Origin of the sequence: Achromobacter sp. UBA2119 (assembly GCF_002331005.1) — a bacterium.
Lineage (GTDB): Bacteria > Pseudomonadota > Gammaproteobacteria > Burkholderiales > Burkholderiaceae_B > Achromobacter > Achromobacter animicus.
In genome coordinates this window covers 223,974-249,065 of sequence record NZ_DCYD01000002.1, presented here as the reverse complement: position 1 = coordinate 249,065, position 25,092 = coordinate 223,974, and the positions used below count along the sequence as shown (strand labels likewise).

Sequence of the window (25,092 nt, the reverse complement as noted above, 5' to 3'; positions counted from 1 at the left end):
GGTTGGCACGGTGTGCGCTGCAATCGGGAGCGACTCATGCCTGTGAAGCTTCCCTCGCGCCGCGTCGCAGGACTGTGGATCGCCGGCGTCCTATGCGCCGCCGCCGCGGGCGCCGCTGTGCTGCCCGCGCGCTGGGTGTTGACGCTGTTGCCGGACGACGCGCCGGTCACACTGGCCGACGCCAGCGGAACGCTGTGGCGCGGCAGCGCCTGGGTCGCACTGGGCGCCCAAGGCGCGCGCCGCGTGCTGCCGCAACCGGTGCAATGGCAATGGCGCTGGGACACGTTGGCGCTCGACATCTCGCATCCCTGGCTGCAGGGCACCCTGCGCGCGCGCCCCGGTTGGAACGGCTTGGCGCTGCCTGCGTCGTCCCTGCGCGTGCCCGCGACGGTCCTGCCCGCGCTCGGCGCGCCTTGGAATACGTTGTCGCCGCAAGGCATGCTGGAGATAAGTTGGCAGCCCCTGCGCCTGGGCGCCCCGCTCCCCCCCGGCCCAGCCGTCGACCTGCGCTGGCGCAACGCGGCGACTGCGCTCTCGCCCATCACGCCGGTGGGCACCTACTTGCTGCGCGCGCAAGGCGGAAAGAGCGGCGCCACGCTGGTCCTGAGCACGGAAAGCGGCCTGCTCGACGTGAAGGGCCAGGGCGGCACCGGCCCGCGCGGCGTGAACTTTCAGGGTGAGGTCACGTTCGCTCGTTCAGCCAGCGAAGCCGACCGCGCCGCGCTGGACGGCCTGATGTCGACACTGGGCCGCCGCTCGGGCGACACGGTGACGTTCAGCGTGGGGAAATCGGCGCGTTAAGTGTCGAAGTTCATTTGAGGTGGAAGTTCGACGCCACGGACGTCAACGACTTAGTGAAGTGTGGTTCATTTACGCTGTCCGCAAGGGTTCATTGAACTTGGCGTGCTTCCCAGAAAGTTCATTGAACTGGGTAGCTGATCGAGTCCATCAAATGACGATGCTCTCCAATCCCAGCCCCCTCGCGCACCCAAAAACGGCGATGAGCTAGACCTGGCCGACCAACGACCACGACCGGCCAAGTCGAGCCATTGCGCACATACGAGTCTATACTCGGCGCCCCACCAGGCTTCGTGACACGATAGGACCGAATGAAGTCGAAAAAAATTCTCATCGCTGCGCTTGGATTGTTGGTGTTGACTCAACCAACACCCTCCTTCGCGCAAAACATCAACGGCAAGAATCTCTACACGCAGAGGTGCGCGATGTGCCACGGTGCAGATATCAAAGGCACGGGGCCGTTGGCCAAGAAAAGCAATCCTCCCACGCCCGACCTCACGACTGCTGCATTCAAAAAGCGACTCAACGATTATCCGGGCGTCATCGTCTCTTCGGTAATACTTCGTCCGAACGGCGACCTGATTCCGAGAACCTTGAAGGAGAACGGCGTAAAGCTGGCACCGCACGCCTGGACCGTTCAGGATTTTCGAGATTTGAACAAGTACATGAGCGATGTGATTTCCAAGAGCGGACGATGACGTTTTGCCCGTTAGCCTGCTGCGGGTCGCAAGCTGTCGGCCGCGCGACCGACATTCCGCCCAGTTACAGGCGAAGATCAGTGAACCAAATCTCAAGTTGGATGAACTTCGACATCAAGGGCGGCGACGGGCAGGAGAAGGTGTCGGGCCCCGGGCAGAGTTTGAAGAACGAATTGAGGTGTCTGACACCAAGTGATTGCTGGCGCTACGCGTCCCGCGTCACGCGCAAAATTTCCTCCGGCGACGTCTGCCCCGCATCAACCCACCGCTGTCCGTCCTCGCGCATGCTGCGCATCCCCGATGCAGCCGCGGCGCGGCGCAGTTCGCGTTCGTCGCGGCCTTCGTGGATCAAACGGCGGGCCTCGTCGTCCACCGTGAACAGCTCATGGATGCCGGAGCGGCCGCTGTAGCCGGTGTGGTTGCAGGCCTCGCAGCCCACGGGGTGGAACACCTGCACGCCGTCCAGCATCGACGGCGCCTTGCAAGCGGGACATAGCTTGCGCACCAGGCGTTGCGCCAGCACGCCCAGCAACGACGACGCCAGCAGAAACGGTTCTACGCCCATGTCCGTCAGGCGGGTGACCGCCGACACGGAGTCGTTGGTGTGCAGCGTGGCGAGCACCAGGTGGCCCGTCAGCGACGCCTGCACCGCGATCTGCGCGGTTTCCAGGTCGCGGATTTCGCCGATCATGATGACGTCCGGGTCCTGGCGCAGGATGGCGCGCAAGGCCAGCGCGAAGCTCATGTCGATCTTGGCGTTGACCTGCGTCTGGCTGATGCCGGCCAGGTCGTATTCGATGGGGTCTTCCACCGTCAGGATGTTGCTGGTGGAAGCGTCCAGCCGGCTCAGCGCCGCGTACAGCGTCGTGGTCTTGCCGCTGCCGGTCGGGCCGGTCACCAGCACGATGCCGTGCGGCTGGCGGATCAGGCGGTCCAGCTGTGACAGCACGCCGGGGCTCATGCCCAACTTTTCCAGTTGCAGGCGGCCGGCCTCCTTGTCGAGCAGACGCAGCACGGCGCGTTCGCCATGGCCGGTCGGCAACGTGGACACGCGCACGTCGATCGGCCGACCGCCTACGCGCAGCGCGATGCGGCCGTCCTGCGGCAGGCGCTTTTCGGCGATGTCCAGGTGCGCCATGATCTTGATGCGCGAGATCAGCGCGGCATGCAGCGCCTTGCGCGGGGACACCACATCGCGCAGGGTTCCGTCGACGCGGTAGCGGACCACGGAATGCGTTTCGAAGGGCTCGATGTGGATGTCGCTGGCGCCGTCGCGCGCGGCCTGCGCGAACAGCGCGTTGATCATGCGGATCACGGGCGCGTCGTCCTGCGCTTCGAGCAGGTCTGCCACTTCGGGCATGTCCTGCATCAGGCGATCGAGGTCGATCTCGTTCTCCGCCACGCCCATGACCGACGCCGCGTCTTCCGAGTGGCTGTAGGCCGCGGTCAGCAACGTCTCCAGCGCTTCGTCGTCGATCTGCGTGAGGCCGATATCGCCGTGGCAGCGCCGGATTTCGCGCACGGCCCATTCGGGTGTGCGCGGACTGACCGTCAGTTGCGCCTGCCCACCGCGCAGCGAGAGCACCGCGCGCTGAGCGCGGGCCCAGGCGTAGGGCAAGGGGTGCGCGCTCATAGCAGCTTCTCGGGGTCCACCGCCACGGTCATCATGACCGGCCGCGGCGCGCGGATGGGCTGCTGCGCGGGCGCGGGCGGCGCGCCGGGATACTGGCGCACCGCAAAGGTCTCCACCGTGGTGGGCGGCGGGCGGCGCAGCGTTTGCGCCTGCTGTTCAGGACGAAGATCGTAGGCGTTGTTCGACACCGACGGCGCGGAACCCGGCAGCGGCAGGATCGGCGCCTGCATGTCCGGCAGCGCCCAATGATCGCGCGGCTGCACGGCGCCCTGCGCGCGGCGCATGTAGTCGTAGCGGTCCATCGTGACGCTGGCGCTGCGGTTGGCGTCGCGCACCACGTAGGGACGCAGGAACACCATCAGGTTGGTCTTGGTGCGCTTGCGCGTGTCGTAGCGGAACAGCGAACCGATCACGGGCAGCGAGCCCAGCCCCGGCACGCTATTGGACGTCAGCGTCACGTTGTCTTCCAGCAGGCCGCCCAGCACGATGATCTGGCCGTCGTCGATCAGCACGCTGGTGTCGATGGCGCGTTTGTTGGTGACGATGCCGGTCGTGGGCGTCGAGCGGCTTTCGTCGATACTGCTGACTTCCTGGTAGATGTCGAGCTTGACCGCGCCGCCTTCGGAGATCTGCGGTCGGATGTTGAGCTTGAGGCCCACGTCCTCGCGTTCGATCGTCTGGAACGGGTTCGAGCTGCCGTTGCTGCCCGAGGTCACGTACTGTCCCGTCACGAACGGCACCGTCTTGCCCACCAGGATGCTGGCCGACTGGTTGTCCAGCGTCAGCAGGTTGGGCGTGGACAGGATGTTGGCTTCGCCGGTGTTCTGCATGGCGCGCGCCAGCACGCCCAGGTTGATGACTTCGTTGCCCAACACATCCACAGTCCCCTTCACCACGCCCAGGCTCAGACCGCCGCCCAGCGCGTCGATGGACGTCGGGCCGTTGCCGGTGATGCCGCTGCCGCCCAGATTCGTGCCGCCGATGAAGCTGGTGCCGTTGCCGTTGATGTTGCCCGCGCCGGTCATCCACTGGATGCCGAACTCCGCAGCCTTTTCCTCGCTGACTTCCACGATCAGGCTTTCCACCAGCACCTGCGCGCGGCGCTGGTCAAGCTGGTCGATCACTTCACGCAGGCTGCGGTACAGCGGCTCGGGCGCGGAGATGATGAGCGAGTTGGTGGCGGGGTCCGCCTGGATGGTGGCGCCGCCCCCGGAATACGACACGGCTTGCGACGAGTTGTCTTCGCGCGCGATGCGCTCCTGTTCGCCGGACAGGCCGCCGCGGGACGAACCCGACTGGCTGGACATGCCAAGTCCGGCCTGGTTGGACGTGCTGCTGGCGGTGTTCTGCGTGCGCGCGCCGCCCTGCGTGCCGCCGGTGCTGCTGCTGGCGCCGGGGGCCGCGCCGGGCGCGGAATTGGCCTGGCCCGTCAGCAGTCCGCCCAGCACCTCGGCGATGCGCGTGGCCTGCGCGTTGCGCATGTAGACCACGTGCAGGTTGCCCGCGCGGTTCTGCTGCGCATCCAGCTTCTGGATCAGCTCGCGCGCAAGACGTGTGCGGGCCGGGCTGCCCGAACGCACCAGCACGCTGTTGCTGCGCGGATCCGCCACGATGGCAATGCGCTGCGTCGGATCGCTGCTCTGCGTGTCCAGCAACTGCGAAGCCAGGATGGCGATGTCCGTGGCGATGCCCGACTGCACCGGCACGACGTCGGTGTCCATCGAACTGGGCACGTCGATGCGCGCGATGACGGCGGCGATGCGTTCCAGGTTGTCGGCGTAGTCCGTCACGACCAGCGTGTTGTTGCCGGGGTACGCGTTGATCGGGTTGTTGGGCGGCACCATGGGGCGCAGCACCGGCACCAGGTTCGCGGCGTTCTCGTACTTGAGCGGAAACACGCGCGTCAGCATTTCGCCGCTGTTGCCGCCGCTTTTGGCAAAGGCCGACACGGGCACGGGCGCCCTGCCGCTCGCAGCGGTCGCGGCGCCCGCCGGACGGGCACCGCCCACGCCCGGGCCACCCACGACAGCGCTGCCTTGCAGCTTGGCGTCGGCCTCGGGCACCACGCGCGTCACGCCGTCGACATCGACGATGGCAAAGCCCTGCAACCGCAGCGCGCCCGTCAGCATGGAGAGCGCCTGCGCGCTATCCACGGGCCGGTCCGACACCAGCGTGAGCTTGCCCTTGACGCGAGGGTCCACCAGGAAGTTGCGCTGCGTGAACAGGGACAGCGCGCGCAACACTGCGGGGATGTCCGTGTCGACGAAGTTCAGGCTGACGCGGTTGTCCGCCTGTTGTGCATGAGCCGTGCTGGCGGCGGGTCCGAGTTGGCTTGCGGCAAGCAGGAAAGCGAGGCTGAATTGCGCGATGTGACGCATGACGAAATAGTTGCCCGAGACGTGAAATCGTTTGAGAAAACGTGAAAGCGCGTCGGAGTATACGGGGTGTGACTGCAACACTACGGTCATATTTCCAAGGCAAGGTAACGGGCTGGAAACCCTTTAAATTCGGGGCTCTTGGCGATTTCGGCAGGTGCTTCCGCTTTATTACAGTCATGCCTTCCTTTCGCTATGAAGCCACCGACGCGCTCGGCAAAATCGTGCGCGGCACGATCGACGCCGACTCCGAGCGCGGCGCCCGCAACCAGTTGCGCGGGCGTGGTCTGTTGCCGCTGTCGACCTCGCTGGCGGCGCGCGCCGAAGGCATGGGCGCGGCGCTGCGCACGCGCCTGTCGGACGCCGACCTTGCGTGGCTGACGCGCCAGCTCGCCAGCCTGCTGGCCGCGCGGCTGCCGCTGGATGCGGCGCTCAGCGCCACGCTCGAACAGGCCGAAAAAAAGCACATCGCCGCCACGCTGGGCGGCGTGCGCGACGACGTACGCGCCGGCCATCGCCTGTCGGCCGCATTGGCCTCGCGGCCGCGCGACTTTCCCGAGATCTACCGCGCGCTGATCGGCGCGGGCGAAGAATCGGGCGACCTGGCGCAGGTGATGGAAAAGCTGGCCGACTACATCGAGGAACGCAACACCCTGCGCAGCAAGGTCATGACGGCGTTCATCTACCCGGCGGTGGTGGCCAGCGTGTCGGTGGTCATCGTCATCTTCCTGCTGGGCTATGTGGTGCCGCAGGTGGTGTCGGCCTTCAGCCAGGCCAAGCAGGAACTGCCGCTGCTGACGCGCGTGATGCTGGGCCTGTCGGACTACGTGCGCGAATGGGGCGCGGTGACCGGCATCGCCATCGTCGCGGTCATCGCGTTGTGGCGCTACACGCTGCGCGCGCCGGCCGCGCGGCGGGCCTGGCATGCGCGCGTGCTGCGGCTGCCGCTGGCCGGTCGATTCGTGCTGGGGGTGAATGCCGCGCGCTTCGCGTCCACGCTTGCCATCCTGTCGGGCAGCGGCGTGGCCCTGCTGACCGCGCTGGAGGCGGCGCGCCGCACGCTCAGCAACGATGTGCTGCGCCTGGCGGTGGACGAAGCTGCCGCGCGGGTGCGCGAAGGCGCGGCGCTGTCGTCATCGCTCGGCGCGCAGAAGGTCTTTCCTTCGCTGCTGGTGCACCTGATCGCCAGCGGCGAAAAGACCGGCCGCCTGCCAGAGCTGTTGGACCGGGGCGCGCAGAACCTGTCGCGCGACCTGGAACGGCGCGCGATGGCGATGACGGCGCTGTTGGAGCCGGCGCTGATATTGCTGATGGGGGGATTTGTCCTGCTGATCGTGCTGGCGGTGATGATGCCGATCCTGGAGATGAACCAGTTGATCAGGTAGGGATGCGGGCCGCGGAAGTACTGGCGGCAGGGGTACGGGTCAAATCGATGCGACCCGGATGGATACGGGCCGCATCATGGCGCGGCCCGTAAAAGATGAGGATCAGAGCGCCTCTTCGTCGCTCTCGCCGGTGCGGATGCGGATGGCCTGCTCCACCGGGGTCACGAAGATCTTGCCGTCGCCGATCTTGCCGGTGCGCGCGGCCTTGACGACGGCCTCGATGGCCGCTTCGACCTGGTCGTCCGGCAGGACGACCTCAACGCGGATCTTGGGCAGGAAGTCGACCACGTATTCGGCGCCGCGATAGAGTTCGGTGTGGCCCTTCTGGCGGCCGAAACCCTTGACTTCGGTGACGGTCAACCCGCTGACGCCGACTTCCGCCAGCGCCTCGCGGACTTCGTCGAGCTTGAAGGGTTTGATGATGGCGGTGACTTGTTTCACGTTGGTCGTCCTGGGTTTTTGATGTGTTGCGTCGCCCTGCCGCGCTGCCGATCGTCTTGTCGGGCGGGCGCCGGGCGCAATGGTTAAGAGAATAACACCGGGCAGGCGCGGCTGCGGCTCCGGGGAAACGCGCGCCGGCCCTGCCCCGCAGCGCGCCTGGCTTGCCGCCGCCCCAACTTGGTGCGCGGCGACGCCGTCAGCCCTTGGGCGCCTCGTCGGGAATGGTGTCGGCCTCGCGCATCCAGACCACCGATTCCGAGTCACTGGGCGCGCGCCAGTCGCCGCGCGGCGACAGCGAACCGCCGGAACCCACCTTCGGCGCGTTCGGAATGCAGGTGCGCTTGAACTGGCTGGTCCGGAAGAATTTGTCCAGGAAGATCTTCAGGTTGCGCTTGATGGCGGCCAGATCGTACTGGTTGCGGGCGACGTGCCCGGCTTCGGGCCACGCGCCGGCCTCGCGGTCGCGCCAGGCCGTCCACGACAGGAACGCGACCTTGGTCGGCGCAAAGCCGTAGCGCAGCGTGTAGTACAGGTTGAAATCCTGCAATTCATAAGGACCGATGGACGCTTCGCTCTTTTGCTCGGGCTTGTCGTCCGCACCCCCCGGCACCAGCTCGGGGCTGACGTCCGTGCCCAGCACGTCCAGCAGCACCTGCGCGCCGTCGTCGCCCAGACGACCCGATTCGGCGACCCAGCGCACCAGGTGCGTGATCAGCGTCTTGGGCACGCTGGCGTTGACGCTGTAGTGCGACATGTGATCGCCCACGCCGTACGTGCACCAACCCAGGGCAAGCTCGCTGAGATCGCCGGTGCCAATAACGATGGCGTTGCTGAAGTTGGCCAGGCGGAACAGGTGGTTGGTGCGCTCGCCCGCCTGCACGTTCTCGAACGTGATGTCGTAGACCGGTTCGCCGTTGGCATAGGGATGGCCCAGGTCCTTGAGCATCTGCAGGCAGCTGGGGCGGATATCGATTTCGGACGCCGTGCAGCCCACCACCGCCATCAGGCGGCGCGCCTGTTGCAGCGTGCGGGTGCTGGTGGCAAAGCCCGGCATCGTGACGGCCAGGATGTTTGAGCGCGGCAGGTCCAGCGCGTCCATCGCCTTGGCGCAGACCAGCAGCGCGTGCGTGGAATCCAGGCCGCCCGAAATGCCGATGACCACCTTCTTCATGCCGCTGGCGGACAGCCGCTGCGCCAGCGCCTGCACCTGGATGTTGTAGACCTCCTGGCAGCGCGCGTCGCGGCGCTGGGGGTCGGCCGGCACGTAGGGGAAGCGCGCCACGCGGCGTTCGAGCGGCAGTTCGGTGTCTTCCAGCGGCGGATTCACCGGCACCGCCACGCGGCGGAACTTGCGCACCTCGTCCTGATGGCGGCGCACCGACTGGCCGAAGGTGCTCTGGCGCATGCGCTCGCGCGAGAGGCGTTCCAGGTCTACGTCCGAGAACAGCAGATGGGAATGGTTCAGAAAGCGTTCGGATTCGGCCAGCAGTTCGCCGTTTTCATAGATGAGCGCCTGGCCGTCCCACGCCAGATCCGTCGAGGATTCGCCCCGCCCGGCCGACGTGTACATATAGGCCGACAGGCAGCGCGCCGACTGCTGCGCCACCAACTGGTGGCGGTATGCGGACTTGCCGACGACGATGTTGGAAGCCGACAGGTTGACCAGCACCGTGGCGCCGGCCAGCGCGGCGAACGACGACGGGGGAATCGGCACCCAGACGTCTTCGCAGATTTCGACGTGGAACTGGAACAGCGGCAGCTTTTCCATTTGGAACAGCAGTTCGGCGCCAAACGGGACCGTCTGGCCCAGCAGGTCGATCTGCGCGTCGATGGCGCAATCGGCGGCGCTGAACTGGCGGGCTTCGTAGAACTCGCCGTAATTGGGCAGATAGGTCTTGGGCACCACCCCGAGGATGCGTCCGCCCGCCGCCACCACGGCGCAGTTGAACAACTGGTGGGCGACCCGCAACGGCGCGCCGACGACGATGGCGATATCCAGATCGGCCGTGGCCTCGACCACTTGCGCCAGCGCGGCTTCGCAGGCGTCCAGCAGGGCCTTCTGGTGAAAGAGGTCGTCGCAGGTGTAGGCCGACAGACCCAGTTCGGGAAACGCCGCCAGCACCGCGCCGCCCTGGGCGGCCTGCTGCGCCAGCGCGATGGTCTGCGCGGCGTTGAAGGCGGGATCGGCGACCCGGCACTCGGGCACGCCGACCGCGACCCGGGCGAAGCCGTGGGAATACAGGTTGAAGAACGGGTTCGACATCGGGGATTTCGCCTGGAGTTTCGCTGGGGGTTTTGCCTGGGGCCCTGGAGTTCGTAGGCCCTGGAAACAACCGCCGGATTATCTCACGGCCCTCTGGCGGCGGCGTGCCTCCGCACCCTTGTCCCTAACGCGGCATCTTGCCGTCCGTCAGCCCCCGCTCGAACGGCAGGGCCGCGTCGCCGTCCACGACAGGCCCCTGCCGGTCGCGCTCGGCGGACAGCGCCGCCTGGATGGCGCTGTCGCGCAGGTAACTGCCCATCGCGCCGATGTCCGCCCCGGACGGCTGCTGGTACAGGCGCAGGCCCAGTTCCGGCAGGATCGCCAGGAGATGGTCGAAGACGTCGCCCTGGATGCGTTCGTATTCGACCCAGGCGGTCACGGCGGTAAAGCAATAGACCTCGACCGGAATGCCCTCAGACGTGGGTTCCATCATGCGCACCATCATCGCCATGTCCTGGCGGATTTCCGGATTCTGCTTCAGGTAAGCCAGCGCATAGGCGCGCAACGTGCCGATGTTGGTCAGCCGGCGCCGGTTGGCCGGCACGCTGGCCAGTTCGCCCAGCGTCTGGTTGGCCTGGACGATGTCCTGGGTCTTGGTCTGCAGGTAGTCGTGCAGCAGCCGGAACTTCATCAGGCGCTGCGGCTCGTCGTCGGCCAGGAATCGCACGCTGGCGGCGTCGATGCGGATGGTGCGCTTGATGCGCCGGCCGCCCGATTCGAACATATGCCGGTAGTTGCGGTAGCTTTCCGAGAACAGCTTGTAGGTCGGCACCGTGGTGACGGTGTTGTCCCAGTTCTGCACCTTGACGGTATGCAGGGCGATGTCCTTGACGAAACCGTCGGCGTTGCATTGCGGCATCTCGATCCAGTCGCCGATGCGCAGCATGTCGTTGCTGGTGAGCTGCGTGCTGGCCACCAGCGACAGCAGCGTGTCCTTGAACACCAGCAGCAGCACCGCGGACAGCGCGCCCAGGCCCGAGATCATCCACAACGGCGAGCGGTCGATCAGAATGGAAAGCACCAGAACGGTGCATACCGCCGCAAGAATCAGCTTGCCGATCTGGATGTAGCCCTTGATGGAGCGGGTCTGCGCGCGGGTCGTGGCCGAATAGGTGTCCTGCCAGGCGCTCAGCACGCCCGAAAACGCAATGAACACGCAGATCCAGGCGCCCGCGTGCGCCATCCGGCCGACGATGCTGACCGCCCGTTCGGCATGGGGCACCAGGTCGATGCCCACGGACACCACTGCAAACGGCACGGCGTACCAAAGGTTCTGATACGCCCGGCGGCGCTGCAGCGCCTTGTCCCAGTCGACGCGGCCGCTGGCGACCAGCAGCCGGTGGGCCAGCAAGAGGACGACGCGGGCGACGACCCACTGCACGAACAGCGCGGTCAGGATAAGCACGCCGATCCCGATCAGCGTCTGCGCCCAGATCTCCCGCGGCATGTGGGTATCAAGTTGGGTGACTAGCTCTTCCCATTCCAGGGGCATGGATCCGTACTCGCTTTTCAGGTCTTGAAACTAACCGGGGATTATCCGACAACTCGCCCTGTCCGCGGGTTCCGGCCCCGCATATCCGGCCCCGGCATTACCCGGCGCGGCGCGAGGCCCTATAATCCCGGCCATCATGGCAAAGACTCCCTCCCCCGATCAAAACCAGTTCGCCAACAAGGCGCAGGCCTGGTCCGCCCGGTTCTCCGAGCCGGTTTCCGAACTCGTCAAACGCTACACGGCGTCCGTGGATTTCGACAAGCGCCTGGCGCGCCACGACATCCAGGGCTCGCTCGCGCACGCGGACATGCTGGCCGCCCAGGGCATCATCGGCGCCCAGGATCTGGCCGACATCCAGCGCGGCATGACCCAGATCCTGTCCGAAATCGACGCCGGCTCGTTCCAGTGGCTGCTCGACCTGGAAGACGTCCACCTGAACATCGAAAAGCGCCTGGTGGAACTGGTGGGCGACGCGGGCAAGCGCCTGCACACCGGCCGTTCGCGCAACGACCAGGTCGCCACCGACATCCGTTTGTGGCTGCGTGACGAAATCGACACGCTGCAGGTGCTGCTGCGCCAACTGCGTCACGCCCTGGCGACGGTCGCGCTGGAAAACGCCGGCACCATCATGCCGGGCTTCACGCACCTGCAAGTGGCCCAGCCCGTCACCTTCGGCCATCACCTGCTGGCGTACGCCGAAATGTTCGGCCGTGACGCCGAGCGCCTGGCCGATTGCCGCCGCCGCGTGAACCGCCTGCCGCTGGGCGCCGCCGCCCTGGCCGGCACGTCGTTCCCCATCGACCGCGAACGCGTCGCCAAGACACTGGGCTTTGAAGGCGTGTGCCGCAATTCGCTGGACGCCGTCTCCGACCGCGACTTCGCCATCGAATTCTGCGCCGCCGGCGCGCTGATCATGACGCACGTCTCGCGCCTGTCCGAAGAGCTGGTGCTCTGGATGAGCCCGCGCGTGGGCTTCATCGACCTGGCCGACCGCTTCTGCACCGGCAGCTCGATCATGCCGCAGAAAAAGAACCCCGACGTGCCTGAACTTGCCCGCGGCAAGACCGGCCGCGTCAACGGCAACCTGGTCGCCCTGCTGACCCTGATGAAGGGCCAGCCCCTGGCCTACAACAAGGACAACCAGGAAGACAAGGAAGGCCTGTTCGACACCGCCGACACGCTGCGCGACACGCTGACGATCTTCGCGGACATGGCCGGCGGCATCAAGGTCAAGGCCGACAACATGCGCGCCGCTGCGCTGCAAGGCTTTGCCACCGCCACCGATCTGGCCGACTACCTGGTCAAGCGCGGCGTGCCCTTCCGCGACGCCCACGAAGTCGTGGCCCACGCCGTGCGCGATTGCGAACAGCGCGGTTGCGATCTGGCCGACCTGTCCACCGCCGAACTGACGGCCTACCACTCCAGCATCACCGAAGACGTGCATCAGGTGCTGACGCTGGAAGGTTCGGTTGCCGCGCGCAAGCATGTGGGCGGCACCGCTCCGGAGCGCGTGGCTGAAGAGGCGCAGCGCGTGTTGGCGGAAACGGCTGAAGGCTGATTGCCGCTGCGGGTGATGGTTTGACTACAAGGCCCCCATTGGGGGCCTTGTTGCATTCAGCGCCGACCGATGCCGTGACTCAAAGCGGCGATGTTCAGGTTCCAACCCGCCGAGTCAGCTAGACCATGGACACGTCCAGCCTTCGGCCCAACTGACCAAGCGCCGCCTCGACCTGTTCGATCCGCGACCCGTGACGCAGGTTCAGCAATCGATCCACTTGCGGCGTATGAACGCCAAGCCTGCGAGCCATCTCGGCCTTGCGTACACCTTGGCGAATCATTTCATTCGACAGAAACACCTTGCTGGTAACGACAGCGGGCAAGGTAACCGCATACGGCGAGGAGGTGTCCTCCGACGGCATCGGGATCAAGCGACGTTCATCGAAATAGATCTCCAGGGCCGCTTCAAGCGCTTCCAGCGCATTCACCTGCGCATCTTGCTCATCCTCGCCGACGCTCGTCGCTTCCGGAAAATCCGGGAACAGCACCAGAAAGGTGCCGTTCGTATCGGGAGTCAACGTGTAGGGATAGGTCAGCATGGCAGGCGCCAGCATATTGCGCTCTGCCCCCTCACAAATTCCCGATCGAGGCGAAATCAGACTAACGCACGTCGGAGGGAGAGCTTCCGTCGCTTAACCCACCGATGGCGCGTCCCCAATAACGTTGGATATGATTGCGGCTTCCCGTAGCCCGCCCACGTCCCATGCCCACCCTGAGTGCGTCGTCGAAGCACTTCCCGCTTTCCCGCGTATCCCGAATCGTCTTGGCCGTCCTGTGCATGCTGGGGACCGCCGCCAGCGGTCCCACCCAAGCCCAAACCGCCCGCAAACCCTCCCCCTACGAAAACGGCCGCCCCCTGCGCCCCGACGAGGTCGAGGCGCGCAAGGCGGAGGACGCGCGATGGGGAGGCCCGCGGTTTCTGGAGAAAATCCAGACCCGGGCCGAATTCGATCAACTGGCTCGGGTCTACAACGCCGGCACGCCGCTTGAGATTCCGCATGTGCTTTTTGTCATCGACCGCCAGCGCGCGGATCGCATCTATTACCTGCACACGCCCCGGTATGGGCTGCACGAGACGTTCGCGCGCGAGCGGCGTCTGCTGTCGGGCGACAAGGCCAAGCTGATCGCGCAGTACAAGGATCCGAACCGGCGTCTGCTGTTCGGCACGCTGAGCTGGCAGAACGGTCTGCCGGGCTACACGTTTGAATTCTGGGAAGGCGATCTGCTGACGCCGGAACTGCTGACCCTGACCGCGCAGCGGCTGGCGGCCACGTTCTACGACCCGCTGCGTTTCAAGAGCAACTCCACCTTGCAGGAGCAGACGGCGCAGCGCGCCGGGATGGAGGTTGTCACGCAAGAGGCGCTGCTGCGCGAGCAGACCTTCCTGCCGCTGAATACGGGGCGCGCGCAGGGTCGGCTGCGCATCGTCAAATCCGTGGACGAGACGTCTGACCTGTCGCCCACCGACATCGTGGTGCTGGACGAGGTGCCCGTCGCGCTGACGCCCGTGGCCGGACTGGTCACGCAGCGGCCGTCGACCCTGCTCTCGCACGTGAACCTGCTGGCCAAGGGCTGGCGCATTCCCAATGCCTATGTGCGGGACGCCGTGGCGGCGTTGCGCGAGCATGACGACCAGTGGGTCGAGCTGACCGTGGAAAACAACGGCTATAGGGTGCAACGCATTGCACAGCCTGCGGTCAATGCCAACCAAGCGGCAACGACGCCCGCAAAAGCCGCCACGTCGCTACCCAAACCCGATCTGTCGGTGCGCGCCGTCAAGCCGCTGTCGGGCATGACCACGCGCGACAGCCGTCACTGCGGAGTCAAGGCGGCGAACCTGGGCGCACTGAAGTCTGTGCTGCCGCCCGCGGCCAGCGTGCCGGACGGCTTCTGCATTCCATTTGCCCAGTATGCGGCGTTCATGGACAAGCTGGGCGTGCCCGCGCACGTGGCGGCGCTGGAACAACGGGCCGACTTCGCGTCCGACGCCAATGTGCGGCGCGCGGAACTGGCCAAGCTGCGCCAGGACATCGCCGACGCACCGCCCGACGCCCTGTCGGCCGACTGGCTCGCCCGCTGGAAGAAACAGCTGGGCGGCCGCGGCGTCTTCGTGCGCAGCTCGTCCAATTCCGAAGACCTGCCCGGCTTCAGCGGCGCGGGCCTGTACACCACCGTGCCGAACGTCACGCAGGCCGACGCGCTGGCCCGGGCCGTGCAGACGGTGTGGGCGTCGGTCTACAACTTCGAGGCCTACGAAGCGCGCCGCGCCGCGGGCTTCAACCAGGACGCGGTGGTCATGGCCGTGCTGGTGCAACTGGCCGCGGCATCGGACAGTTCGGGCGTCATGATCACGCGCGATCCCTTCGACGCCTCGCGCCGCCATGTCACGTACTTGTCCGCCAAGCGCGGACTGGGCATCAAGGTGGTGGAAGGCAAGCGCCAGGCCGAGCAGGTCATGTATTCCAGCTGGTCCAAGGCCGTACAGGTGCTGAGCCGATCGGCCGAGGACACGCAGCTCGTGGCCGCTGCAAGTGGCGGCGTACGAGAAGTGCCCATCGAGGGCGCCAGGCAGGTGCTGAATGACGCGCTGGTCGCGCGCCTGGCCGCCGTGGGACGGCAGGTGAAGAAGCGGCTGGGAAATGCGGACCAGGACATCGAATGGGCCGTCCAAGGCGATGAGATCCTGATCCTGCAGGCACGGCCGTACATCGACGGCGGCCGGTAATGCATAACGAATACCAGATCAGTCCGGCGCGGCGCCCGACGCCTGCACGATCTGCTTCCATTGCATGAATTCAGCCTGTTGGCGAGCGGCCAGCTCCGCCGGGCCGTCGTGCATCATCGTGACCCCCAACTGATCGAATTTCGTTTTCAGAGCGGGATCGGCCATGACCTTGCGGATCGCCTGATGTAGCCGGGCGACTGCGCTCTCGGGCACATCCTTCGCGCCATAGAATGCCACCCACAGGTCACCCGTAAAACCGGGAATGAACTCATTGATGGCGGGGACATCGGGCAACAGCGGGTTTCTTGCGGCGCTGCTGACGCCCAGCGCGCGCAGCTTGCCGGCTTTGATGCTCTCCAGTGCGGACGGCAGGCTGGCGAAAAGCATCGGCACCTGGTTGCCCATGACGTCGGCCATCGCGGGCGACACGCCGCGGTACGGAACATGCTGCATGCGCAGTCCGCCAAGTTCGTTCAGCATGACGCCCAGCAGGTGATTCAAGGTGCCTGCCCCCGCCGAGGCGTACGGGTACGTATCCGGACTGGCCTTGACCAGCGCCATGAATTCATTCATGTCCTTCGCTGGAAACGCCGGATTCACGCACAGTACATTGGGCACTTCACCCACGGCCGCGATCGGCGCGAAATCCTTGATGGGGTCAAACTTTGCGTCTTTATAGACCCAGGGAACAATCAGCTGGTTGCTGTTCGCGGTGAACAGCACGGTGTAGCCATCTTGAGGCTCACGCAGAAACGCCTGGGTGCCCACCACCCCGCCCGCGCCGGGTTTGTTGATCACGATCACTGGCTGGCCCAGTTCCGGGCCCAGTTTTTCGGCCATGATGCGGGCCACGATATCCACGGTGCCGCCCGCCGCTGTGGGCACGACGATATTGACCGGCCGGTTGGGGTATTCACCCGCGGCCCGCGCGGCGCCCGAGACGGCTGCGGCCGCGCACAGCGCCACCAGCGCTTGCTTCAGTAACTTGAACCCCATGTCATTCCCCTTGCTGTGTCAGCAGATGATGTAGTTGTCGGCCCATGGCGAGCAACCTGCGGTCGTCTCCCCAATTGCCGACCAGTTGCATGCCAATGGGCAAACCTGCCCGGTTGAAAGCGGTCGGCAGGTGCAGGCATGGCCATCCCAACACCGACCAGATCTTGTTGAAGACGCCATCGCCTGTATGGCTCAGCCCCTTGGGCGCTGGCCCCGGCGTGCTGGGCGTCAGGATCAGATCCGCGCCGCCATAGCGCGCGCGCCAGCCATGCCGCAGCGACGCCTGCACCGCGAGCATTTCGCGGTACTCCCCGGCACCGATGGTCAGGCCGTGCGCCACGGCCTGCCGTAGGGCCGAACTCACGCGATCCCCAATCCGCGCCACCACCGGCATCAGGCTGCGCGCAAACTCGTAGTGCATGATGATGTCGTGCGCTCGCAGCAGCAGGACCGTTTCCGCGGCCGATTCCACGGGTTCACAGTGCACACCATGCGCATGCCACGCTTTGCAAGCGCGGGCGATTTCCCGCTGGCTTTCCGGGCACAGCGCGGCGTCGGGATTGTCCAGTTGCACCGCGATCGTCAGCGACCGCGCCGGCGCCTCGTCAGCGTGCCCGTCCGCGATCAGCACTTGGGCGATCGCCTCCGCATCCTCGACGGTGTTCGAATACCAGCCGATGGTGTCCAGCGATTCGCATGTCAGCTTCATGCCATCCCGGAACACTTGGCCAAAGCCGGGTTTGAAGCCCACCACGCCGCAGAATGCCGCAGGCCGGATCATCGACCCGCCGGTCTGCGTGCCTAGCGCCGCGGGCACCATGCCGGCAGCGACCGCAGCCGCCGAGCCGCTGGAGGAACCGCCTGGTGTATGTCCCAGCGCATGCGGGTTGCGGGTGGGCCCCGGGGTCTTGAAGGCGAACTCCGCCGTCACCGTCTTGCCCACCGGCACGGCCCCTGCAGCGCGCAGCATCCCCACGCAGCACGCGTCGAACTGGGCAGCGCCGCCGGCCAGGTCTGGCACGCCGAAGCCGGTGGGCATGCCCGCCACGTCGATCACGTCCTTGACCCCGATCGGCACGCCAGCCAACGCCCCCTCTGTACCAGCCGGCGCTTCAAGCGCTTCCGGGTCCGCCGTATGGCACCAGGCGCGGATGGAGCTGTCCTGCTCGCCGATAGCCCTCAAGCTGGCGCGCGCGGCCGCCAGCGGTGCCTCCTCGCCCGCGCGGACGCGACGAGATAGCGCTTGGACAGAAGGGGAACAAGGTGCGACAGGCATGGTGTATTCCAGCAAACGGCTGAACAGCTTCGATGCCGAATCTTAGGAATACAATTAATCCACGTCCAATATGTAATTTGGCATCAATTATGTCGAAATCAGAATTAATCTTCTTGGACGGCCGACTGCTGGTCCTGTTTTGCACGCTGGCCGAGGAACTGCATTTCGCCCGGGCTGCGGCACGCCTGTTCATGACACAGCCGCCGCTCACCCAGCAGATCAAACGGCTGGAAACGCTGGTCGGCGTGGCCTTGTTCGAACGGACGACGCGCTCGGTGAAATTGACGCCCGCCGGCGAGATCATGTACGAGAGAGCGCGGCGGATTTCCGCTGACACCCGGTTGATGTTGCGCCAGGCGCGCCGTACGGCGCGCGGCGAGATCGGCTCGCTCGTCATTGCCATCACGCCCAGCGCCGCCAGTTCGCCCCTGGTGTCGGCGCTCAGCCACTACCGCAATGCGCACCCGGAAGTCCGGATCGACCTGCGCGAAATGAACTCGGTGGACATGGACCCCGCACTGCGTTCGCGAATCGTGGATGTCGCCCTGATGCGTCCGCACCCGCTGGACGCCGATATCCAGACCTCGGTCGTTCATGAAGAGCCCCTGTGCGTGGCGCTGCGTCACGACCACCTGCTGGCGAACCAGCGCGACGTATCGCTGCAGGAGCTTCTGGATTTCCCCATGGTGGGCTATCGGCAGGACATCTCACCCTACTTCCGCAGCATGATCCAACGGCTTTTTGCAAGCGCGCAACTCAAGCCATTGATCGCGCAGGAAAGCGTCATCCCCACCCTGCTGACGCTGGTGGAGGCCGGCGTCGGACCGGCGATCGTGCCGCAGTCCTTGAGCCGGATGCGCCCGGATTCGCTGCGTTTTTTGCCACTGCGCGATATCGCAGGCGAAAAAGCGCAGATCGTGCTCGCCGCGATGCGGGACCAAAGCAATCCGGCCCTGGAGGGATTTGCAGCGGCGCTGGCGCATTCCGGCTCACGCCGCTAAGCGCCAGCCCTTCCGGCGGGCGCTAGATATGCAACGCGTGCCCCAGCGCCTTGAGCGCGGCCTCCTGCACTGCCTCGCCCAACGTGGGATGCGCGTGGATCGTGCCCGCCACGTCTTCCAGCGTCGCGCCCATTTCCAGCGACTGCCCGAACGCCGTCGACAGCTCCGACACCGCGCGCCCCACCGCTTGCCACCCCACAATCAGATGGTTGTCGCGCCGGGCCACCACGCGCACGAAGCCGTCGGTGGATTCCAGCGTCATGGCCCGGCCGTTGGCGGCAAAGGGGAATGCCGCCGTCACGCAATCCAGCCCTGCGCTTTCGGCCTCCTGCGGCGACAGGCCTGCGACCACGACCTCGGGGTCCGTGAAGCACACGGCAGGAATGGACGCCGGCTGGAAGTGGCGGCGCTTGCCCGCCACCAGTTCGGCCACCATCTCGCCCTGCGCCATCGCGCGGTGCGCCAGCATGGGCTCGCCTGCGATGTCGCCAATGGCCCAGACATCCCGCATCGACGTGCGGCACTGGTCGTCGATGCGCAACGCGTTGCCTTTGCGATCAAGCTGCAGGCTTTCCAGGCCCCAGCCCTGCGTGCGCGGGCGGCGTCCCACCGAGATCAGCACGCGGTCGGCGGGCAGCAGCGTTTCGGCGCCGCTGGCGTCCTGCACGCGCACCGCGTCGCCCTTGCCGTTCAGGCCCAGCACCTTGCGACCCAGATGCAGCGCCACGCCCATCTTGCCTAGCGCGGCCGCGACGGGCTTGGTGAGTTCGGCGTCGTAGGTCGGCAGGATGCGGTCCTGCGCCTCGACGACGGCGACTTCTGCACCCAGCTTGCGGTACACGGTTCCGAGTTCCAGCCCAATGTAGCCGCCGCCCACCACGACGAGTTGCTTCGGGATGCTGGTGGGCGACAGGGCCTCGGTGGACGACACCACCATTCCGCCGAATGGCATGGACGGCAGCGGCGTGGGTTCGGATCCCGCCGCCAGCAGCAGGTGTTCGCACTGGATGCGGATGCGGCCCGCATCAGGCGTTTCGACTTCGGCCGTCTTGCCATCCAGCAGCGTGGCCCAGCCGCGCACCACTTCCACGCCGTTCTTCTTGAGCAGCGCGCCGACGCCGCCCGTCAGCTTGCCGACGATGCCGTCTTTCCAGGCCACGGTCTTGGCGATGTCGATGCGTGGCGCGTCGACCGCGATGCCCAGCGCCGATTCGCCGGCGTAGTGACGCGCCTTGTCGAATTCCTCGGCTGCGTGGATCAGGGCCTTGGACGGGATGCAGCCGATGTTCAGGCAGGTGCCGCCCAACTGCGCGCCCTCGACCAGGATGGTGGGCACGCCCAGCTGCCCGGCGCGGATGGCGGCCACGTAACCGCCGGGACCGCCGCCGATCACCAGCAATGTCGTTGTCTTTGTGATCTGGCTCATGCTTACTCCACGAAAAGCAGCGCGGGTTGTTCCAGCAGCGCGCGCACGGCCTGGATGAAGCGCGCCGCGTCCATGCCGTCCACCACGCGGTGGTCGAAGGACGACGACAGGTTCATCAGCTTGCGCGCCACCACGGCGCCGTTGCGGAAGGCGGGGCGTTCGACGATGCGGTTCACGCCCACGATGCCAACTTCAGGGTGGTTGATCACCGGCGTGGTGACGATGCCGCCCAAGGGACCGAGGCTGGTGATGGTGATGGTCGAGCCGGACAGTTCGTCGCGCCCGGCCGAGCCGCTGCGCACCGCCTGCGCCAGCCGCGTGATCTCGGCCGCCATGGACCAGAGATCCCGCGCCTCGGCATGACGCATCACCGGCACCATCAGGCCGCCGTCGCTTTGCGTGGCGATGCCGATGTGCACCGCGCCGTAGCGCGTCACCACGCCGGCCTCGTCGTCGTAGCGCGCGTTGATCTGCGGAAAATCGCGCAGCGCCACGACCATTGCGCGGGCCAGAAGCGGCAGCAGCGTCAGTTTGCCGCGCTGCTCGCCCCATTTGGCGTTGAGCTGCACGCGCAGGTCTTCGAGCTCGGTCACGTCGATTTCCTCGACGTAGCTGAAGTGCGGGATGCGGCGCTTGGATTCGGCCATCTTCTGCGCGATCTTCCTGCGCAGGCCAATGACGGGCACGGCGTCTTCGTCGTTGCGTTCGGCGTAGGCCGAGCCGGCGCGGGCGTTGCTGGCCGAGCCCTGTCCTTGCAGCCAGGCGTCCAGGTCTTCATGCAGGATGCGGCCGGCCGGGCCGCTGCCTTGCACGTAGCGCAGTTCGACGCCCAGGTCCCACGCGCGCTTGCGGACGGCGGGTGAGGCCAGCGGCTTTTCGCCGGGCTGACGGATGGTAGCGGGCGCGCCGCCGGATTGACGTGCTGCCGGCGACTTGGCCGACGCCGACGTGGAGCCGGATGCGGATGCGGATGCGGATGCGGATGTGGATACGGACGCGGATGCCGATGCCGATGCCGGGGTCGACGACTTGGCCGGCGTGGAAGTTGCGGACGTCGCTACGCCGGGCGTCGTTACGCCAGACGCCGCAGCGCCCGCCTTCACATTCCCTTCGCCTTCGACTTCCAGCCGGATCAATTCACCGCCCACGGCCATCACCTGGCCAACATCCCCGCCCAGCGAAATCACCTTGCCGACCACGGGCGACGGAATCTCGACCGTGGCCTTGTCCGTCATGACGTCGGCCAGCGGCTGGTCCTCGGCGACGGTGTCGCCCACCTTGACGTGCCAGCCCACCAGCTCGACCTCTGCGATGCCTTCGCCGATGTCGGGCATCTTGATGATATGAATCCCCATGTCATGCCTCCATCGCGCGTTTGAACGCTTCGCCGACCCGGCGCGGGCCGGGGAAGTACGCCCATTCCTGCGCGTGCGGATAGGGAGTGTCCCAACCGGTCACGCGCTCGACGGGCGCCTCCAGATGATGGAAGCAGTGTTCCTGCACCAGGGAAATCAGTTCCGCGCCAAAGCCGCAGGTGCGCGTGGCTTCGTGCACGACCACGCAGCGCCCGGTCTTCTTGACCGAGTTGACGATAGCGTCCAGATCCAGGGGCCAGAGGCTGCGCAGGTCGATGACCTCGGCGTCGATGCCGGTCTCTTCGGCCGCGGTCAGCGACACGTGCACGGTGGTGCCGTAGGTCAGCACCGTCAGTTCCGAACCCGGACGCACGATGGCGGCCGATTCCAGCGGCACGGTGTAGTAGCCGGTGGGCACGACGCTGCCCGGGCGGCCGGTCCACGGCGTAACCGGGCGGTCATGGTGCCCGTCGAACGGGCCGTTGTAGAGGCGCTTGGGTTCCAGGAAGATCACCGGATCGTCGTTCTCGATGGCGGCGATCAAGAGGCCTTTCGCGTCGTACGGATTGGACGGCATCACCGTGCGCAGCCCGCAGACCTGCGTAAACATGGCCTCGGGGCTCTGGCTGTGCGTCTGCCCGCCGTAGATGCCGCCGCCGCAAGGCATGCGGATGGTCATAGGCGCAATGAACTCGCCCACCGAGCGGTAGCGCAGGCGCGCGGCTTCAGACACGATCTGGTCCGAGGCCGGATAGAAGTAGTCGGCGAACTGGATCTCGCACACGGGCCGCAGCCCGTACGCGCCCATGCCCACCGCCACGCCGACGATGCCGCCTTCGGAGATGGGGGTGTCGAACACGCGCGAGCTGCCGTACTTGGCCTGCAGGCCTTCGGTGCAGCGGAACACGCCGCCGAAGTAGCCCACGTCCTGCCCGAACACCACGACGTTGTTGTCGCGCTCGAGCATGACATCCATGGCCGAGCGCAAAGCCTGGATCATGGTCATCGGCGCCGAGGCCGGACCAGCGTTGTTATCGATTGCCATGGTCAGACTCCGAGCTGCTGGCGCTGCCGGCGCAGATGCTCCGGCATGTCCTTGTATACGTCTTCAAAAATGCTGGCGGCGCTGGGGACGTGGCCGTCCACCAGGGTGCCGTAGCTCTCCGCTTCCTTCTGGGCCGCCAGGATCTCGGCGTCGAGTTCGGCGCGGACCGCGTCGTGCTCGGCGTCGGACCAGATGCCCAACAGGATGAGGTGTTTCTTGAAGCGCTCGATCGGGTCGCCCAGGGGGAAATGGCTCCAGTCGTCGCCGGGACGGTACTTGGTGGGATCGTCGGAGGTGGAGTGCGGACCGGCCCGGTAGGTCACCCACTCGATCAGCGTCGGGCCCAGGTTGCGGCGCGCGCGTTCGGCGGCCCAGATCGACGCGGAATAGACCGCCAGGAAATCGTTGCCGTCCACCCGCAGCGACGCAATGCCGCAGCCCACGCCGCGGCCCGCGAAGGTCGCGCCCTCGCCGCCGGCGATCGCCTGAAAGGTCGAGATGGCCCACTGGTTGTTGACCACGTTCAGGATGACGGGCGCGCGGTAGACGTGCGCGAAGGTCAGCGCGGTATGGAAGTCGGCTTCGGCGGTGGCGCCGTCGCCGATCCAGGCCGAGGCAATACGGGTGTCGCCCTTGATGGCCGAGGCCATGGCCCAGCCCACCGCCTGGATGAACTGCGTGGCCAGGTTGCCCGAAATCGTGAAAAAGCCGTTTTCGCGGTCGGAATACATGACCGGAAGCTGGCGGCCCTTGAGCGGGTCGCGCTCGTTGGACATGAGCTGGCACATCATCGTCACCAACGACACGTCGCGCGACAACAGGATGCTTTGCTGGCGATAGGTGGGAAAGCACATATCCCCCTTTTCCAGCGCCATGGCGTGGGCGGTGCCGATGGCCTCTTCGCCCAGGCTCTGCATGTAGAACGAGATCTTCTTCTTGCGCTGCGCGGTCAGCATGCGCCCGTCGAAGATGCGCGTCTTGAGCATCGCCCGCATGCCGGCGCGCAGCAGGTCGTGGCTGATCTCAGGCGCCCACGGGCCGACGGCGCGGCCGTGCTCGTCGATGACGCGGACCAGGCTGTAGGCCAGTGGACCGGTGTCGACCGCGGCAACATCAATGGGGGGTTTGGGCACCTCGCCCGGTGGCGAAAGATGCAGATAGGAGAAGTCTGTCTTGCAACCCGGTCGCCCTGTCGGCTCGGGGACGTGCAACTTCAGCGGCCCATATTGGCTCATGTATTGTCTCCACGCTTGATCGTGTCATGCGTTTTCTTCCTACCAAGGCGTTGCCAGAGGCGTGTGACCTCGGACGCTGCCGTCGACGGCTTGCGCCCGGGGATACTTGGGCAAAGCCGTTGACGAGATTAGCACAGGGGACAGGGCCGATGAGCGGGCCGCGCGGCCTTTTGGGGCCGCATTGGACTGAGGGTTTTCCTCAGGCGGCGCCGGTCCATTCCGTGACGAATTCACGGTAGTCCGGACGCTTGGCGGGCGGCACCGCGCACGCGGGCGTGCCGACGGCCAAAAAGCCCAGGAAGCGGTAATCCAGCGAGTCCAGGCCCAGCGCGTCCTGCACGTCTTCAACGTACGTGCCCAGGCCGGTGCTCCAGAACGCGGCGTAGCCCAGCATGTGGACGGCGTTCAGGATGTTCATCACCGAGCAGCCGGCGGCCAGCAGCTGTTCCTGTTCAGGGATCTTGGTGTTGCCGTGGGCAATCTTCTGGGCCACGGCGATGAATAGCGGCACGCTGGCCATCCATTCGCGGACCGACTTTTCCTTTTCGGGCGTCATGCGCGGGTCGCCGCTGCGCTTGACGGCGTCAAGCGCCATGTCCGCCAGCTTGCCGATAGCCTCGCCCTGGATCACGACATAGCGCCACGGACGCAGCGCGCCGTGATCGGGCGCAGACATGGCGGCCTGCAGGATCTGTTCGAGTTCGTCGGGTTTGGGCGCCGGCGCCCGCAGGAACTTGAAGGAGCGGCGCGAGGTCAGGGCGTGGAGCGGCGTGGCGGTCTGGTTTACGGTCATTGATCGATGCGCAAATGGGAAAGAAACAGATTCTCATAGTACGCGATGACGTCTGACCGGTCGCTGATCCCCCGGACTGCAACAAGGACATCCCTGCGGTGCGCTCAGCCCAGGTGGGTGTGCCGCTCCTGCCGCTCTTCGACCTGCATTTCGCTCAGCCCGTGCAGGATGCCGCAATCGTCCGAGTCGGGCCGCGCCGACACGCAGCGCTGGCGCAAGTCGCTCAATTGGGATTTCAGTTGCATCAGTTCGGCGATGCGCTCGTCCACATGCGAGATGTGCTCGTCGAACAGCTTGTTGATGGGGCCGCAACCGGTGCGATGGTTGTCGGCCACGGACAGGATGGCGCGGATTTCGTCCTGCGTCATGTCCAGCGCGCGGCAGTTGCGGATGAGGCGCAGGCGCTCCAGATGCATCTGGCCATAGGTGCGGTAGTTGTTCAACCCGCGCTCCGGGGCGGGCAGCAGCCCCTCTCTTTCGTAATACCTGACGGTTTCGACCGTGGTGCCGGCCGCCGTGGCCAATTCGCCGATACGCATCGCTGCCTCCCGGATCCGATCCGATGATTAGGGGTTGACCCTATAGTAACTCCAAGGTG

General features: G+C 66.2%; 20 protein-coding genes. 6 read left to right on the top strand and 14 right to left on the bottom strand.

All coding sequences use genetic code 11. From position 1 onward, the window contains the following. The first annotated feature begins 36 nt into the window (after positions 1–36). Positions 37–801 (top strand): type II secretion system protein N, encoded by a 765-nt coding sequence (gspN, locus tag B3098_RS01385; protein ID WP_286890257.1) that lies wholly within the window; start codon positions 37–39, stop codon positions 799–801. A 308-nt stretch (positions 802–1,109) separates the two neighbouring features. After that, complete coding sequence (locus tag B3098_RS01380) at positions 1,110–1,496, top strand: c-type cytochrome (RefSeq protein ID WP_286890255.1); 387 nt, start codon at positions 1,110–1,112, stop codon at positions 1,494–1,496. 205 nt (positions 1,497–1,701) lie between these two features. Here B3098_RS01380 and gspE read toward each other — a convergent pair whose 3' ends face one another. Continuing rightward, positions 1,702–3,129: a type II secretion system ATPase GspE gene (gene gspE, locus B3098_RS01375; protein ID WP_175126115.1), complete on the bottom strand. Its 1,428-nt coding sequence runs from the start codon at positions 3,127–3,129 to the stop codon at positions 1,702–1,704. Further along, positions 3,126–5,507, bottom strand: coding sequence for a type II secretion system secretin GspD (gene gspD, locus B3098_RS01370; RefSeq protein ID WP_286890252.1), 2,382 nt, complete (start codon positions 5,505–5,507; stop codon positions 3,126–3,128). The genes gspE and gspD overlap by 4 nt, the downstream gene beginning before the upstream one ends. Positions 5,508–5,683: 176 nt before the next feature. Here gspD and gspF point away from each other — a divergent pair, with 176 nt between their 5' ends. Further along, the gene (gene gspF / locus B3098_RS01365; protein ID WP_175126113.1) at positions 5,684–6,889 is read left to right on the top strand and encodes a type II secretion system inner membrane protein GspF; all 1,206 of its coding nucleotides are present in this window, start codon (positions 5,684–5,686) and stop codon (positions 6,887–6,889) included. A gap of 102 nt (positions 6,890–6,991) precedes the next feature. Here the strand turns inward: gspF and B3098_RS01360 are convergent, their stop codons facing one another. The 3 genes from B3098_RS01360 to B3098_RS01350 form a co-directional block, all read right to left on the bottom strand. Next, the gene (locus B3098_RS01360) at positions 6,992–7,330 is read right to left on the bottom strand and encodes a P-II family nitrogen regulator (RefSeq protein ID WP_006386376.1); all 339 of its coding nucleotides are present in this window, start codon (positions 7,328–7,330) and stop codon (positions 6,992–6,994) included. A 196-nt stretch (positions 7,331–7,526) separates the two neighbouring features. Beyond that, entirely contained in the window at positions 7,527–9,593 is a 2,067-nt protein-coding gene (locus B3098_RS01355; RefSeq protein ID WP_286890236.1) for an NAD(+) synthase, read from the bottom strand. A 124-nt stretch (positions 9,594–9,717) separates the two neighbouring features. Next, positions 9,718–11,085 (bottom strand): mechanosensitive ion channel family protein, encoded by a 1,368-nt coding sequence (locus tag B3098_RS01350; protein ID WP_279975463.1) that lies wholly within the window; start codon positions 11,083–11,085, stop codon positions 9,718–9,720. A gap of 136 nt (positions 11,086–11,221) precedes the next feature. Between B3098_RS01350 and argH the strand changes: the two genes are divergently transcribed. Continuing rightward, positions 11,222–12,643 (top strand): argininosuccinate lyase, encoded by a 1,422-nt coding sequence (argH, locus tag B3098_RS01345; protein ID WP_279975461.1) that lies wholly within the window; start codon positions 11,222–11,224, stop codon positions 12,641–12,643. Positions 12,644–12,761: 118 nt separating this feature from the next. On the opposite strand, the gene B3098_RS01340 is transcribed toward argH, so the two are convergent. Next, a complete protein-coding gene (locus tag B3098_RS01340; protein WP_279975460.1) occupies positions 12,762–13,181 on the bottom strand; it encodes a type II toxin-antitoxin system HicB family antitoxin in 420 nt (139 codons plus the stop codon). Between the two features lie 164 nt (positions 13,182–13,345). Here B3098_RS01340 and B3098_RS01335 point away from each other — a divergent pair, with 164 nt between their 5' ends. Further along, on the top strand, positions 13,346–15,367 hold the full coding sequence (locus B3098_RS01335) for a PEP/pyruvate-binding domain-containing protein (RefSeq protein WP_286890234.1): 2,022 nt from the start codon (positions 13,346–13,348) through the stop codon (positions 15,365–15,367). Positions 15,368–15,385: 18 nt separating this feature from the next. Here the strand turns inward: B3098_RS01335 and B3098_RS01330 are convergent, their stop codons facing one another. Together B3098_RS01330 and B3098_RS01325 are read right to left on the bottom strand one after the other, a co-directional pair. Beyond that, positions 15,386–16,363 (bottom strand): Bug family tripartite tricarboxylate transporter substrate binding protein, encoded by a 978-nt coding sequence (locus tag B3098_RS01330; RefSeq protein WP_286890233.1) that lies wholly within the window; start codon positions 16,361–16,363, stop codon positions 15,386–15,388. Position 16,364: 1 nt separating this feature from the next. Continuing rightward, the gene (locus B3098_RS01325; protein ID WP_286890232.1) at positions 16,365–17,639 is read right to left on the bottom strand and encodes an amidase; all 1,275 of its coding nucleotides are present in this window, start codon (positions 17,637–17,639) and stop codon (positions 16,365–16,367) included. Positions 17,640–17,716: 77 nt separating this feature from the next. Between B3098_RS01325 and B3098_RS01320 the strand changes: the two genes are divergently transcribed. Continuing rightward, positions 17,717–18,640: a LysR substrate-binding domain-containing protein gene (locus B3098_RS01320; RefSeq protein WP_286890231.1), complete on the top strand. Its 924-nt coding sequence runs from the start codon at positions 17,717–17,719 to the stop codon at positions 18,638–18,640. Positions 18,641–18,662: 22 nt separating this feature from the next. On the opposite strand, the gene lpdA is transcribed toward B3098_RS01320, so the two are convergent. The 6 genes from lpdA to cadR all read right to left on the bottom strand — a co-directional run bounded on the left by lpdA (position 18,663) and on the right by cadR (position 25,033). Next, positions 18,663–20,066 (bottom strand): dihydrolipoyl dehydrogenase, encoded by a 1,404-nt coding sequence (lpdA, locus tag B3098_RS01315; protein ID WP_286890229.1) that lies wholly within the window; start codon positions 20,064–20,066, stop codon positions 18,663–18,665. A gap of 2 nt (positions 20,067–20,068) precedes the next feature. Next, on the bottom strand, positions 20,069–21,421 hold the full coding sequence (locus B3098_RS01310) for a dihydrolipoamide acetyltransferase family protein (protein WP_286890227.1): 1,353 nt from the start codon (positions 21,419–21,421) through the stop codon (positions 20,069–20,071). A 1-nt stretch (position 21,422) separates the two neighbouring features. Beyond that, the gene (locus B3098_RS01305; RefSeq protein ID WP_175126103.1) at positions 21,423–22,466 is read right to left on the bottom strand and encodes an alpha-ketoacid dehydrogenase subunit beta; all 1,044 of its coding nucleotides are present in this window, start codon (positions 22,464–22,466) and stop codon (positions 21,423–21,425) included. Between the two features lie 2 nt (positions 22,467–22,468). Beyond that, positions 22,469–23,701 carry a 3-methyl-2-oxobutanoate dehydrogenase (2-methylpropanoyl-transferring) subunit alpha gene (locus tag B3098_RS01300; RefSeq protein ID WP_105238419.1) on the bottom strand — a complete coding sequence of 411 codons (1,233 nt, stop codon included), beginning with the start codon at positions 23,699–23,701 and terminating at the stop codon, positions 22,469–22,471. A 199-nt stretch (positions 23,702–23,900) separates the two neighbouring features. Beyond that, the gene (locus B3098_RS01295; protein WP_175185146.1) at positions 23,901–24,494 is read right to left on the bottom strand and encodes a nitroreductase family protein; all 594 of its coding nucleotides are present in this window, start codon (positions 24,492–24,494) and stop codon (positions 23,901–23,903) included. Between the two features lie 104 nt (positions 24,495–24,598). Then, positions 24,599–25,033 (bottom strand): Cd(II)/Pb(II)-responsive transcriptional regulator, encoded by a 435-nt coding sequence (gene cadR / locus B3098_RS01290; protein WP_286890222.1) that lies wholly within the window; start codon positions 25,031–25,033, stop codon positions 24,599–24,601. Between the last annotated feature and the right edge of the window lie 59 nt (positions 25,034–25,092).

Bases quoted from the DNA above. Each gene is read 5' to 3' on its own strand.
- gspN (WP_286890257.1), top strand. From the start codon at position 37: ATGCCTGTGAAGCTTCCCTCGCGCCGCGTCGCAGGACTGTGGATCGCC.
- B3098_RS01380 (WP_286890255.1), top strand. From the start codon at position 1,110: ATGAAGTCGAAAAAAATTCTCATCGCTGCGCTTGGATTGTTGGTGTTG.
- gspE (WP_175126115.1), bottom strand. From the start codon at position 3,129: ATGAGCGCGCACCCCTTGCCCTACGCCTGGGCCCGCGCTCAGCGCGCG.
- gspD (WP_286890252.1), bottom strand. From the start codon at position 5,507: ATGCGTCACATCGCGCAATTCAGCCTCGCTTTCCTGCTTGCCGCAAGC.
- gspF (WP_175126113.1), top strand. From the start codon at position 5,684: ATGCCTTCCTTTCGCTATGAAGCCACCGACGCGCTCGGCAAAATCGTG.
- B3098_RS01355 (WP_286890236.1), bottom strand. From the start codon at position 9,593: ATGTCGAACCCGTTCTTCAACCTGTATTCCCACGGCTTCGCCCGGGTC.
- B3098_RS01350 (WP_279975463.1), bottom strand. From the start codon at position 11,085: ATGCCCCTGGAATGGGAAGAGCTAGTCACCCAACTTGATACCCACATG.
- argH (WP_279975461.1), top strand. From the start codon at position 11,222: ATGGCAAAGACTCCCTCCCCCGATCAAAACCAGTTCGCCAACAAGGCG.
- B3098_RS01340 (WP_279975460.1), bottom strand. From the start codon at position 13,181: ATGCTGACCTATCCCTACACGTTGACTCCCGATACGAACGGCACCTTT.
- B3098_RS01335 (WP_286890234.1), top strand. From the start codon at position 13,346: ATGCCCACCCTGAGTGCGTCGTCGAAGCACTTCCCGCTTTCCCGCGTA.
- B3098_RS01330 (WP_286890233.1), bottom strand. From the start codon at position 16,363: ATGGGGTTCAAGTTACTGAAGCAAGCGCTGGTGGCGCTGTGCGCGGCC.
- B3098_RS01325 (WP_286890232.1), bottom strand. From the start codon at position 17,639: ATGCCTGTCGCACCTTGTTCCCCTTCTGTCCAAGCGCTATCTCGTCGC.
- lpdA (WP_286890229.1), bottom strand. From the start codon at position 20,066: ATGAGCCAGATCACAAAGACAACGACATTGCTGGTGATCGGCGGCGGT.
- B3098_RS01310 (WP_286890227.1), bottom strand. From the start codon at position 21,421: ATGGGGATTCATATCATCAAGATGCCCGACATCGGCGAAGGCATCGCA.
- B3098_RS01305 (WP_175126103.1), bottom strand. From the start codon at position 22,466: ATGGCAATCGATAACAACGCTGGTCCGGCCTCGGCGCCGATGACCATG.
- B3098_RS01300 (WP_105238419.1), bottom strand. From the start codon at position 23,701: ATGAGCCAATATGGGCCGCTGAAGTTGCACGTCCCCGAGCCGACAGGG.
- B3098_RS01295 (WP_175185146.1), bottom strand. From the start codon at position 24,494: ATGACCGTAAACCAGACCGCCACGCCGCTCCACGCCCTGACCTCGCGC.
- cadR (WP_286890222.1), bottom strand. From the start codon at position 25,033: ATGCGTATCGGCGAATTGGCCACGGCGGCCGGCACCACGGTCGAAACC.